The 12,033-nt window shown below is 65.6% G+C and carries 11 protein-coding genes and 5 tRNA genes; 13 read left to right on the forward strand and 3 right to left on the reverse strand.

Annotated features, from left to right (window positions below):
• Both VN419_RS12400 and dksA read right to left on the reverse strand, forming a co-directional pair.
• Positions 1 to 286 (reverse strand): NFACT family protein (locus VN419_RS12400; protein WP_325647536.1); only part of this gene is annotated, 286 nt, incomplete at its 3' end.
• A gap of 108 nt (positions 287 to 394) precedes the next feature.
• Entirely contained in the window at positions 395 to 757 is a 363-nt protein-coding gene (gene dksA, locus VN419_RS12405) for an RNA polymerase-binding protein DksA (protein ID WP_325647537.1), read from the reverse strand.
• A gap of 286 nt (positions 758 to 1,043) precedes the next feature.
• Between dksA and VN419_RS12410 the strand changes: the two genes are divergently transcribed.
• The 5 genes from VN419_RS12410 (at position 1,044) to VN419_RS12430 (ending at position 1,601) form a co-directional block, all read left to right on the forward strand.
• Positions 1,044 to 1,118: transfer RNA gene (locus VN419_RS12410), tRNA-Gly, on the forward strand.
• An 8-nt stretch (positions 1,119 to 1,126) separates the two neighbouring features.
• Positions 1,127 to 1,201, forward strand: a tRNA-Cys gene (locus tag VN419_RS12415).
• Between the two features lie 5 nt (positions 1,202 to 1,206).
• A tRNA-Gly gene (locus VN419_RS12420) sits at positions 1,207 to 1,281 on the forward strand.
• 93 nt (positions 1,282 to 1,374) lie between these two features.
• A tRNA-Gly gene (locus VN419_RS12425) sits at positions 1,375 to 1,449 on the forward strand.
• Positions 1,450 to 1,526: 77 nt separating this feature from the next.
• A tRNA-Gly gene (locus VN419_RS12430) sits at positions 1,527 to 1,601 on the forward strand.
• Between the two features lie 64 nt (positions 1,602 to 1,665).
• Here VN419_RS12430 and VN419_RS12435 read toward each other — a convergent pair.
• A complete protein-coding gene (locus VN419_RS12435; protein WP_325647538.1) occupies positions 1,666 to 1,911 on the reverse strand; it encodes a hypothetical protein in 246 nt (81 codons plus the stop codon).
• Between the two features lie 229 nt (positions 1,912 to 2,140).
• Here VN419_RS12435 and VN419_RS12440 point away from each other — a divergent pair, with 229 nt between their 5' ends.
• The 8 genes from VN419_RS12440 to VN419_RS12475 all read left to right on the forward strand — a co-directional run.
• Positions 2,141 to 2,617: a chemotaxis protein CheW gene (locus tag VN419_RS12440; protein WP_325647539.1), complete on the forward strand. Its 477-nt coding sequence runs from the start codon at positions 2,141 to 2,143 to the stop codon at positions 2,615 to 2,617.
• A gap of 114 nt (positions 2,618 to 2,731) precedes the next feature.
• Positions 2,732 to 6,226, forward strand: a complete 3,495-nt coding sequence (gene mfd, locus VN419_RS12445; RefSeq protein ID WP_414652931.1) for a transcription-repair coupling factor — start codon at positions 2,732 to 2,734, stop codon at positions 6,224 to 6,226.
• Positions 6,223 to 7,293, forward strand: a complete 1,071-nt coding sequence (locus VN419_RS12450; protein WP_325647541.1) for a peptidylprolyl isomerase — start codon at positions 6,223 to 6,225, stop codon at positions 7,291 to 7,293. The genes mfd and VN419_RS12450 overlap by 4 nt, the downstream gene beginning before the upstream one ends.
• A 63-nt stretch (positions 7,294 to 7,356) precedes the next feature.
• Positions 7,357 to 8,322 carry a SurA N-terminal domain-containing protein gene (locus VN419_RS12455; RefSeq protein ID WP_325647542.1) on the forward strand — a complete coding sequence of 322 codons (966 nt, stop codon included), beginning with the start codon at positions 7,357 to 7,359 and terminating at the stop codon, positions 8,320 to 8,322.
• A gap of 30 nt (positions 8,323 to 8,352) precedes the next feature.
• Positions 8,353 to 9,570, forward strand: a complete 1,218-nt coding sequence (locus tag VN419_RS12460) for a RodZ domain-containing protein (RefSeq protein WP_325647543.1) — start codon at positions 8,353 to 8,355, stop codon at positions 9,568 to 9,570.
• A 24-nt stretch (positions 9,571 to 9,594) separates the two neighbouring features.
• Complete coding sequence (gene recO, locus VN419_RS12465; protein ID WP_325647544.1) at positions 9,595 to 10,374, forward strand: DNA repair protein RecO; 780 nt, start codon at positions 9,595 to 9,597, stop codon at positions 10,372 to 10,374.
• A gap of 15 nt (positions 10,375 to 10,389) precedes the next feature.
• A complete protein-coding gene (gene glyQ, locus VN419_RS12470; RefSeq protein ID WP_325647545.1) occupies positions 10,390 to 11,265 on the forward strand; it encodes a glycine--tRNA ligase subunit alpha in 876 nt (291 codons plus the stop codon).
• A gap of 18 nt (positions 11,266 to 11,283) precedes the next feature.
• Positions 11,284 to 12,033: glycine--tRNA ligase subunit beta (locus VN419_RS12475; RefSeq protein WP_325647546.1), on the forward strand; the 750-nt coding region annotated here is incomplete at its 3' end.

Below are 12,033 nucleotides of genomic sequence, written 5' to 3' on the forward strand. Positions count from 1 at the left end.
GGTTGGGCCAGTCCGCGCGCGCCTCCAGCAGCCTGCGGCCGGTGAGGCGTTTGCGCAGCCACATGACGCGCGCGGGAGCGGTGAAAGGATTGGCCGGGCGTGAGTCCGAAACAAAGAGAAGGCCCGCCTGCCTGGCGGGCCTGAAGATCAGGTGATGCTTGCGGCCCTGGCCATGGAGGGTGAGCACGGTCACCTCATCCGTTGGGCCATGGACCTTTTCAACGCGCTGTCCCGAAAGACAGTCCGACAGCTCGGCCGCCAGGAAGCGGAAGAAGTTGGCTTCCAACCGGAACCTCCTGGCAGTTTCCTCCTGTCCAAAGGCCGCTTCCCGCCGTCGCGGGGGCGGAAAATCCAAAGACGAAGCCGTCCGGCGGCCGCTGGCCGTTGTGCGGGGCTAGTCGCCCCGGACCATTTCGTCTTCTTCCTGTTTGCTCTTGCAGTTGATGCACAAAGTGGTCATGGGGCGGGCCTTGAGCCGCGCGATGCCGATTTCCTCGCCGCATTCGACGCACACGCCGAATTCGCCTTCCTCGATGCGGGTGACTGCCTGCTGGATCTTTTTGATGAGCTTGCGCTCACGATCGCGCAGACGCAGGGTGAAGGCCCGGTCGGACTCGGCCGTGGCACGGTCGGCCGGGTCAGCGTACACCTCGACGGTTTCGGTCATGTCGTCGATGGTGGCCTGCCCCTTCTGGAGGATGTCCTCCAGCATGGAGTTGAGCATGTCCCGGAAGAACTGAATGTCCTTAGCTTCCATGGGCAATCTCCTGGATGGGAGGGACGGCCTGGCGGATGCGCCTTGCTGGCCCCTCCGAGTACAAACGAATGCGCCTGATAAACCAAAACCAGAGGTGTTGTAAAGGCCCTGGAAATTGGCGTCCCGAGATGTTTTCCGGGAATGATTCCCGCAAGCTTTGTCTTGCATGCGCATCTCTCGGGTGTTAGTGAACGCTTCCTGCCGCCGGGTTGTGAAAAAATCTGGAAAAGTTGAGCTGTGCGCTTGACAGGTGGGGGGGGCAAAGGTAAAAGGGGCTCCCTTTTGAGCGGGAATAACTCAGCGGTAGAGTGCAACCTTGCCAAGGTTGAAGTCGCGAGTTCAAATCTCGTTTCCCGCTCCAAAAGAAAAGGCGGCATAGCCAAGTGGTAAGGCAGAGGTCTGCAAAACCTCCATCCTCCGGTTCAAATCCGGATGCCGCCTCCAAACGAGCGGGAATAACTCAGCGGTAGAGTGCAACCTTGCCAAGGTTGAAGTCGCGAGTTCAAATCTCGTTTCCCGCTCCAGGCTCACTACGGGGGGCCGACTCCGGTCGGCCCCCTTTGATATCTCTCTGATGGCGAGGCGCCGCGTGGCAGCCGCCCGCCCTCAGCCCATGAGCGGGAATAACTCAGCGGTAGAGTGCAACCTTGCCAAGGTTGAAGTCGCGAGTTCAAATCTCGTTTCCCGCTCCAGGTTCTTCACGGGGGCCGGTTTCGGCCGGTCCCCGTTTTACATCTCCGCGGCCGCGCGGGACGCTTGCGCAAGATGAGCGGGAATAACTCAGCGGTAGAGTGCAACCTTGCCAAGGTTGAAGTCGCGAGTTCAAATCTCGTTTCCCGCTCCATCATACAAACAAAAAAGGCCGGTCCCGCAGGACCGGCCTTTTTCTTGGCCCGACGTTTGAGGCGTTAGCGCAATTCGCCCCGGCTGGAGCGCACCTGCAGTTCCTGCAGGATGAGCCGCTCGTATTCCGGGTGCAGGCGCTCGTCTCCCGGCAAATCGCCGGAAGGCTCGCCCGGCAGCAGCTGTCCGGCGCTCATGACGCGGGTCAGGTGCTGCGTCTCCTCCCAGAAGTCCAGCAGTTCGTCGTCCCCCAGGGACTTGATCTGCTCTTCCAGGGTGAAGGATTCTTCAGATATCGCGAATTGTCCCATTTGCTCGTGTTCCTTGCACATAAAGTTGCGGCCGTGTCTGACCGATGTCTTTGCATGAGCGATACGCGTTTCCGTTGCAGCCGTCAAACCGCGCCAGGGGACACGCCCCAGGTGCCTGGCGAGCAAAAATGCATTGACAAAGCGCCCGGATGCTGCAACTGAATTTAGGAGTCAAGAGCCGTGCCTGCCGCGCGGCGGCCGTGCAAGGTGCAACCAAGGAGCCGGAATTATGGAAGAGAATGTGAGACGCCAGGACGACGCCCTGATCCAGCTCGTCACGTTCAGCATCGGCGAAGAGGAATTCGGCGTGGATATTCTCAAGGTGCAGGAAATCATCCGCACCATGGAGATCACCCGCGTCCCGCGCGCGCCCGAGTTTGTGGAAGGCGTCATCAACCTTCGCGGCAAGGTCATCCCCATCATTGATCTGCGCCGCCGCTTCAAACTTGCGGACCGCGCCCACGACAAGCACACCCGCATCATCGTCATCGAAATCAGCAGTATGGTCGTCGGCTTCGTGGTCGATTCCGTGTCCGAGGTGCTGCGAATTCCCTCCAACACGGTGGAGCCGCCCCCGCCAGTTGTGTCCGGGCTTGATTCCGAGTACATCAGCGGCGTCGGCAAGCTTGAGGACCGGCTGCTCATCCTGCTGGATCTGAACAAGCTCCTGAGCAGCGAGGAGCACGCAGCCCTCGGCGTGGTCTAAACCGACTGCGCGACTTAACGCCCTTATGGCCGCCCCTTCGCGCATCCGGCGAAGCGGCGGCCTTTTTACTTGCCCCTTGAGCTGAAACGCCGCCGGATTCCGGGTCTGGGCGTAATGGAGCCGCGTTCCGTGCAATTCCCCTCCAGTCTGGACGAGTTCTTCAAAGGTCAGGGCGCGGCCCTGCGCGTGTTCAAGAGCGGACCCGGCACCCAGGCCCTGCTGGCCCACAGCTTGCGCGCCAAGGGGCAGGAGGTTGTGCTGGTGGCCGCGGGCGCGCGGGAGTTCCGTGAACTCCACGCCCTGCTGTCGCTCTTTGCCGGCGTGGACGACGAGTTGACTCCAAGCTTCGAGAGCCCGGTCATCGCCCTGCCGCAGCATCTGCCCAAGAAGCCCACTGCCGAGGACTGGGGCCAGCGCTGGGCCGCCCTGCACGCGCTTTCCTTCGGCCGCAAGCCGCGCATCATCCTGCTCACGGTGGACAATCTGCTGCCGCGCTGGCCCGCCCAGGACGTGGTGGAGCAGAACGGCCTCACCCTGACCAAGGGCGAGGACATGTCGCCGGAACTGGTGCTGGAGCAGGCCATCGCCTGGGGCTACGTGCGCCGCCCCGTGGTCACCGCCCCTGGCGAAATCGCAGTGCGCGGCGATATCGTGGACATCTACGCCGCAGGCTATCCGCTGCCCCTGCGCCTGGAATTCTTCGGCGATACCCTGGACGAGCTGCGCCTCTTCGATCCGGCCACGCAGCGTTCCCGCGCGGACCTGAAGGAAGTGACGCTTCTGCCCGTGGCGCCGGCGGTCTTGAATCGCCAGACCATGGAGCAGGCCGTGGACCTGTGGCGCCGCCTGCGCGTCAGCGGCGAGATGGCCGTGGGCGAAGAGCGCGAGCTTTCCGAGCGCCTGGAACGCGCGGACACGCAGATCTGGCCCGGGCTCTTCTACCCCGAGGCCGCCACCCTGGACAGTTTTCTGCCCCAGGACGCCGTGTATATTCTGGCCTCCTCGCAGGAGCTGCGCAGCAGGCTGGAGGACCAGCACGCGGGCTGGCGGTCCTTCCTGGAGCGCGAGCAGGCCGAGAGCGGCTGGCGCTGGCCCTTGTCCTCCCTGTGCTGGCCCGAGGAGCGCGCCCGCAAGACCTGGCTGGGCAAGCGGCAGATCGTCTTCGAGGACCTGGTCATGGGCCAGGAGAAGCTCGGCCTGGACCTGCCGGAGAAGAGCTATCAGAGCTTCGGCGATCTTTTCTGGCGGCCGGATCAGGCCCGCAGGCCCTGGACCGCGCTGACCACGGCCCTCAAGGACTGGAGCGCCAGCGGCGCGCAGGTGGTGCTCTCCTTCCATTCGGAGCGTTCGCGCAAGAAGTTCCTGGGCTTGGCGGAGCAGGAGGGGCTGGCGGTCAGCCAGTCCTTTGTGGCCGGCGGCAAGGGCATCAGCGCGCTCATCTCGCCCCTCAAGGCGGGCATGGAGATTTCCAGCTGCCAGCTGTCCATTCTGCCGGAGGACATCCTCCAGCCGGAGGCCGCGCCCAAGGTGCGCGCCGACCGCAAGCAGGCCTTCGAGGGCCTGTCCCGGCACGACGACCTGGCGGCGGACGATCTGCTTGTGCACCGCGACTACGGCTTGGCGCGCTTCGGCGGGCTGCACCACCTGAAGATCGGCGACGTGGCCAACGACTACCTGCTGCTGTTCTTCGACGGTGAGGACAAGCTGTACCTGCCCGTGGACCGCCTGAACCTCGTCCAGCGCTTCAAGGGGCCGGAGGGCGTGAACCCCCGGCTGGACAAGCTGGGCGGCAGCCTGTGGGCCAAAAGCACGGAGCGCGCCCGCAAGGCCATTGAGAAGATCGCCCAGGACCTGGTGGAGATGTACGCCTTCCGCCGCGTGGCCAAGGGCTACTCCTACGGTCCCCCGGGCGAGATGTACCGCGAGTTCGAGGCCACTTTCGGCTTTGAGGAGACCCCGGACCAGGCCAAGGCCATCGACGACGTCTTCGCCGACATGGGCGGCACCGAGCCCATGGACCGCCTCGTCTGTGGCGACGTGGGCTTCGGCAAGACCGAGGTCGCCCTGCGCGCGGCCTTTCGCGCCGTGCACGACGGCCGCCAGGTGGCGCTTCTGTGCCCCACCACGGTGCTGGCAGAGCAGCACTACCAGACCTTCACCCGGCGCATGGAGGGCTTTCCCGTGCGCATCGGCATGCTCAGCCGCTTCGTGCCGCCCAAGCACCAGAAGGTCACCATCCAGGCTGCGGCGCGCGGCGAGGTGGACATCCTCATCGGCACCCACCGGCTCATCTCCGGCGACGTGGAGCTGCCCAAACTCGGCCTGCTCATCCTGGACGAGGAGCAGCGCTTCGGCGTGAAGCACAAGGAAAAGCTCAAGCTGCTGCGCAAGAACATCGACGTGCTGACGCTCACCGCCACGCCTATTCCGCGCACGCTCCAGCTCTCCCTTTCCGGCATCCGGGGGCTTTCGGTCATCGAGACCCCGCCTGAGGACCGCAAGCCGGTGGAGACCGCCCTTGTGGAGCGCGACGACACGCTGCTCGGCAACGTCCTGGCGCGGGAGCTTGAGCGCGGCGGGCAGGTGTTCTGGGTGTACAACCGTGTGGAAGGACTGGAGCAGGTGGCCGAGTACGTGCGCAAGCTGGCTCCCGGCGCCCGCGTGGGCATGGCCCACGGCCAGATGAGCGAACGGGCGCTGGAAGACGCCATGCACGGCTTCTGGCACAAGGAGCTGGACGTCCTGGTGTGCACGGCCATCGTGGAATCCGGCCTGGACTTCCCCAACGCCAACACGCTCATCGTAGACCAGGCGCAAATGTTCGGCCTGGGCCAGCTGTACCAGCTGCGCGGCCGCGTGGGCAGAAGCGACCGCCAGGCCTACGCCTACTTCGTGGTGCCCAGCCTGGACCGCCTGCCGGAGATTTCCAAGCGCCGCCTGCGCATCATTCTGGACCTGGACTACCTGGGCGCGGGCTTCCAGGTGGCCATGGAGGACTTGCGCCTGCGCGGCGCGGGCAACATTCTGGGCGAGGTGCAGAGCGGCCAGATCGCCCGCGTGGGCCTGGACCTGTTCCTGGAGATGCTTGAGGAGGAGGTGCGCCGTGTGCGCGGCGGCCCGCTGAAGCAGGAGACCGACCCGGAGCTGACCTTCGTGTTCGAGGCGCACCTGCCGTCGGATTACGTGGGCGACGCCAAGGAGCGCCTGCGCTACTACAAGGCCCTTTCCAGCGCGCGCACCCTGGCCGTGCTGGCCGACCTTGAGGCCGAGCTGCGCGACCGCTTCGGCCCCTTGCCGCCAGCGGCCCGGCAGTTCGTCAGCGTGCTGGAGGTCAAGGCCGTGCTCTCGCGCCTGCAGGTGCTCAAGGCCGAGCTCTCGCCCGCCAAGGCCGTGCTCAGCTTCAGCACGCAGGCCAGCGCCGTGGCCCCGGAAACGCTCATCGCCTGGGTGGGCGACTCTTCCCGCCAGGCGCGGCTGTTGCCGCCTTCCAAGCTGGAGCTGCGCTACCCCGAAGGCCTGGACGTGCGCGCCGGGTTGGAGTACCTGCGGAGCGAGTTGGAACTGTTGCTGGACAGCGGCGCACCCGCGCCGCACAAGGTCGGAGCATGAAGATACGCCGCCGCACTGCGCTCATCGCCCTGGTCCTTGTGGCCGGGCTGTTGGCCGCCCTGGTTTTCGGGGCGCCCGCCTGCGTGCGCCGCGCGCAGGACGAGGTGGGTGTGGTGGCCCGCGTCAACGGCCAGCCCATTCCGCTGGAGCTGGTGGAATTCCAGTACGATCTGCTGCACTTCGACGCGCTTTCCGGCACGCTGCCTTCCGTGGGCGCGCTGCGCGAGGCCTATGGCGAGATCCTGGGACAGCTCATCGCCCAGGAGCTGGTGGCCCAGGAGCTGGCCAAGCGCGGCCAGGAGGTGAGCGACGAGGAACTGGCCGAGGCTGAAGCCAAGGTCCGCGCCGACTACCCCGACGACAGCTTTGACCAGATGCTGGCCGAGGAATTCATCGACCACAAGATGTGGCGCAAGCAGCTGCGCTATGTCTGCGGCATAGAAAAGTTTCAGCGGCTTGTGCTGCGCCCTTCCATCAAGCTGGACTATCGAGATGTTGAAGCCTATTACCGCGGGCACTTGGCGGCTTTCCGGCTGCCGGAACGCGTGCGCGTGCTCGTGGTGCGCGCGCAGGAGCGCGCCCAGGTGGAAAAGGTGCTGGCCCAGTACCGGCAGCAGAAGAACACCGCCGCCCTCACCGAGGCCTTCCCCGGCGTGCAGGTGCGCGAAGTCACCGTGCCGCGCGAGCTTTTGACCCCGGCCTGGGCCGACGCCCTGCACGGGGACAAGGCCAATGGCGCGGGCGGGCAGGGGGCCATCCTGTCCGGCCGGGCTGGCTTTGAGGGGCTGCTGCTGCTGGAGCGCCTGGGGGCCGAGACCCTGGACATCGCCCAGGCCTACCCGCAAGTGGAGGCTGCGCTGCTTGAGGAGCGCCTCCAGCAGGCCTTCGATGCTTGGCTGGGCAAGGCGCTGGACGCCTCGGTGATCATGGTCAGCGAGCGGCTGCTGCACAAGAAGGACAATGAGGACCTGCCCCCGGAGCCAGCGGCGGAAGCGCCGGACGAAGCCGGGAACGCCAGCGCGGGCGAGGGGCAGCAGGACGTTGCAAGCGGCAACGAGACAAGGTAGGGTTCCCCGGGTTGGGCGTTGTCCAAGTCTCGGGATTGTTGACGGAGAGCGTAAAGGAGCATCATGCGCGTACCTGGAATTTTTCGGGCCGGAGGCCTCGTCTTCGCCCTGGTGCTGTTTATGGCCCTGGTGTGGCGGTCGCCCGCCCTGGCCGACGACCTGCTGGTTGATGGCGTTCTTGTCGTGGTCAATGGCAAGATCATCACCAAATTCGAGCATGACGAGCGCATGCGTCCCATCTACGAGCAGACCCGGGGCCGCCAGCTGAGCACGGAGGAGATCACCCAGGTTTCCGCCCTGCGCCAGCAAATCCTCGACCAGCTCATCGACGACATCCTCATCCAGCAGGATGCCGAGCGCTACAAACTCAAAGTCACCGATGCCGAGGTCGAGGACCAGGTGAAGGACTTTTTGAGCAAACGCAACCTGACCGAGGACGAGTTCAAGCGTCAGCTTGCGCTGCAGCGCATGACCAGAGCCGACTTCGCCCGCAACATGCGCCGCGACATGATCCGTCACAGGCTCATCGGCGGCGTGGTCACCAGCAAGGTCGTGGTGACGGATACCGAGGTGGAGCAGCGCTACAAGGAGCGCAAGGCCGAGTTCTCCAAGGACAGCATGGTCCAGCTGTCGCTCATCCTGGTGCCCTCCGGCATGTCCGCCCTGGAGCTCAAGAGCCAGATCGAGGGCGGACAGCTGACCTTCGCCGAGGCGGCCAACAAGTACTCACAGGGCCCCGGCGTGGGCCACGGCGGCGACATCGGCTTCATCGCCTGGAAGGATTTGGCCCCCGAATGGAACACCGCCCTTGCGGGCCTCAAGCCCGGCCAGATCAGCACGCCCGTGCGCGTGCAGGACTTCGCCGGGCTGCTGCAGGTTGTGAGCTTGAAGGAAGGCGAGGAACTGCCCCTGGACGCCGTCCGCGAGCAGATCTACCAATCCTTGCACGAGGCCAAGTTCGAGAAGGTCTTTCAGGAATACATGCTGAAACTGCGTGAAAAGGCAGTCATAGAATACCGGAACTTGTAGGGTCCTTCGGGGCCGATGCGGGGCGTGCACATGAATTTGATGGAGTTGGGCGGGCTTCTGAAGCAGGAGCGGGAACGGCGGGGCTTGTCCGTGCGCGATGTCATGGACGCCACGAAAATCAGCCGCCGCAACCTGAACGCGCTGGAGGACGGCGCGGTGAAGCTGCTGCCGCACCCTGTGTATTTGAAGGGGTATGTGCGCAATTATGCCCGCCTTGTGGGGCTGGCCCCCGAACCGCTCGTGGCCGTGGTTGATGAGCAGTCCGACGGCGATTCGGGCTACGTGCCCCAGGTGCCCACGCCCGCCGCGCCCGCCGTGCCGGATGCTCAGGTTGCCGAGCCCACGCCGAGCGAGCCCTCATTGACCGAGACTGAGCCTGCCGTCACCCCCGCGGAGACGCTTTCCTCCGGACCTGCGCCGGACGTTGCGCCCCTTGCGGAGTCTGTTGCCGCGCCTTTGGCCGCGCCCGCTGCCGAAGCGGTCTCCGAGCCCGACTCTTGGCCGGCTGCCGCGCCTGTCGCCGCGCCCGTCCAAGAGAAGGCGGAGGAACCGGAGAGCCAGATCCGCTTCCCCAAACCAGCCGATTTGACCCCAAAGCCGCGCCGCCGCGCGTGGCTGTGGGTGGTGCTGCTTATCCTGGCCGCTGGCTGCGCGGGGCTGGTGTACCAGTTCCAGCGCATCCAGGCCGAGACGGAACCGGCCGCGCCCGTGGCCGCGCTGCTGCCTGCGGAAAACGCTACGAACGCCACGGACGTGACGGACACGAACTCCACCGAGTCCGGCGCGACCCTGCCGGAAGCCAACGCCAGCGAGGCCGCGCCCGCCCCGAGCCAGGCCCCGGCTGTGTCTCCGGCCGCTTCCGGCTCCACGCCCTCGGCCATGCCGGAGTTCAAAACCGGCGCGCCCATGGCTTCCGCGCCCCTCACCGGGGCCAGCGTGGCCAGCGCGCCCATCGAAGTCTCGCGCAAGGCCCCCCAGCCCGCCGCCGCTCCGGAAGCCCGCACGCAGGGCATGCAGGAGCTGGTGGTCATTGGCAAGCCGGGCGAGTCCTGCTGGGTTGAGGTGAGCGAGGGCCAGCGCCGCAAGACCTTCACCCTGCGTGATGGCGACAGCCGCCGCTTCGAGTTCTCGCAAAAGGCCAAGATTCGTCTGGGCAACGCCGGGGGCGTGAGCTTCCAGCTGAACGGCGCGTTCTATCCCTACGAGGGCCAGCGCGGCCAGACGGCCACCCTCGAAATCGGCAACTAGCTAGGGGCCGGCCGGGAGTAGGGCATGGAGTTCACCGAAAAGGCCCTGGTGCTCAGGGTGGGCCGCTTTCGGGAAAACGACGTCTGGGTCAAACTTTTCTGCGCGGGCCGTGGTGTCATCACGGCCTTCGCCTTTGGAGGCAGCCGCAGCCGCAGGCGCTTTTCCGGCTGTCTGGACCAGTTGGTACTGGCCTCCTTCTCGGTGGGCACAAGCAGGCGCGGCTCCTACCACGTGCTGCAGGAGGGCGAGCTTCTGCACGCCTATCCCGGCCTGCGGGCCGACCCGCGCAAGCTGGGCCTGGTGGCCCACTGCCTCAAGTTTGTGGAGGCCGTGCAGGTGGGGCAGGACGGTGCGCGCCGGGTGTTCGACCTGCTCTGCGAGACGCTGTCCACCCTGGAGGACGGCTCCGTGGGCGCGGAAATGCTGCCGCTTCTGTTCAAGGCCAAGCTGACCTTTGAGCAGGGACTCAAGCCGGACCTGGCCCTGTGCGTGCATTGCGGCCGCCCGGCCAGCGACCATGCCGCCTGGGACCACGACTGCGCCGAGGCTGATATTTCGCAGCGCCTGGCCTTTTCCGTCGAACGCGGCGGCTTGGTGTGCGGCCTGTGCGACGACGTACCTTCCGAGCCCCTGTGCCTGGGGTCGGTGCGGGTGCTGGAATGGATCGGCGCAAGCCGCCCGGCGGACTGGCCCAGGCTGGCCGTGGCGCCGGACATGCGCCGGGAGCTGGGCCGCGTGGTGGACCGCTTCGTGGCCTGGCACCTGGGCTTGCGCTGGGAAAATGGAACGTACAGAAAAATCTAGGTTTCTGGAGTCGATATGAACTTTCAAGACGTGATCCAAACCTTGCAGCGCTTCTGGACCGACCGGGGCTGCGTCATGGTGCAGCCCTTTGACATCGAGTGCGGCGCGGGCACCTTCAATCCGTCCACCTTCTTCCGCGTCATCGGGCCGGAGCCCTGGAACGTGTGCTATGTCGAGCCCTCGCGCCGCCCCACCGACGGCCGCTACGGCGAGAACCCCAACCGCCTCCAGCACTACTACCAGTTCCAGGTCATCCTGAAGCCCAGCCCGGACAACGTGCAGGACCTGTACCTGGACTCCCTGCGCGCCCTTGGCGTGGACCCCGCCGCCCACGACATCCGCTTCGTGGAGGACGACTGGGAATCGCCCACGCTCGGCGCCTGGGGCCTTGGCTGGGAGGTATGGCTGAACGGCATGGAGGTGACGCAGTTCACCTACTTCCAGCAGGTGGGCGGCATCGACCTCTTTCCCACCAGCGTGGAGATCACCTACGGCCTTGAGCGCATCTCCATGTACTTGCAGGAGAAGGAATCGGTCTACGACCTGAAGTGGAACGACAAGGTGACCTACGGGCACGTGTACCACCAGAACGAGGTGGAGCAGTCCAAGTATAATTTTGAACTGTCCGACGCGGCCATGCTGTTGGACATGTTTAATAAGTTCGAAGGCGAGTGCAAAAAACTCTGCGAGGCCGGGGTTCCCTGGCCCGCCTACGACTACTGCCTCAAATGCTCGCACACCTTCAATCTGCTCGACGCACGCGGGGCCATCTCCATCACCGAACGCACGGCCTACATCGGCCGCGTGCGCGCCCTGGCCTCGGCCATCGCCGCCCTGTACGCCGCCCAGCGCGAGGCCCTGGGCTACCCCATGCTCGAAACCGCCAAATAGCCGGAAGTGAGTCGATATATGTCTGAATTCATTCTTGAGATCGGCACTGAGGAGATGCCCGCGCGCTTTGTTCCGCGCCTGGGCGAGGAGTTGGTCGAGCTGTTCGAGCGCCTGCTGGCCGAGGCCAGAATCGACCACGGCGGCGTGCGCGCCTTCGCCACCCCGCGCCGGCTGGTGGCCCACGTGTCCGGCCTGTCTTTGGTGCAGCGCCTGGAGGAGGAGATCGTCTCCGGTCCGCCGGTCAAGATCGCCTATGCCGACGGCAAGCTGACCAAGGCGGGCGAGGGCTTCGCCAAGACCCAGGGCGTCACCGAGGCCGAACTGTTCATCCAGCAGACTCCCAAGGGCGAATACCTGGCCGCCAAGAAGACCGTGGGCGGCGGAAAGACCCTCGACATCCTGCCTGGCCTCTGCCTCACGGCCTTCAAGTCCCTCTCCTTCCCCAAGCGCATGAAGTGGGGCAGCCTGGACTTCCTCTTCGGCCGCCCCTTGCGCTGGGTGCTGGCCCTGCTGGACGCCGACGTGGTGCCCATCGAGATCGCCGGCCTCAGCTCCGGCCGCACCACTTTGGGCCACCGCGTGCTGGGCCCCGGCCCTTGGACCGTGGACAGCGCGGCCGACTATTTCGACATCATCCGCGACAAGGCCAACGTTGTGCTGGATGCGCGCGAACGCCTGGAGCTGGTGAAGAGCGAGGGCGACCGCCTGGCCGCCAGCATCGGCGGCAGCGTGGTTTGGGACGAGGGCCTGCTGCTTGAGGTGGCCAAC

Source organism: Humidesulfovibrio sp., assembly GCF_035560995.1.
Taxonomy (GTDB): Bacteria; Desulfobacterota; Desulfovibrionia; order Desulfovibrionales; family Desulfovibrionaceae; genus Humidesulfovibrio.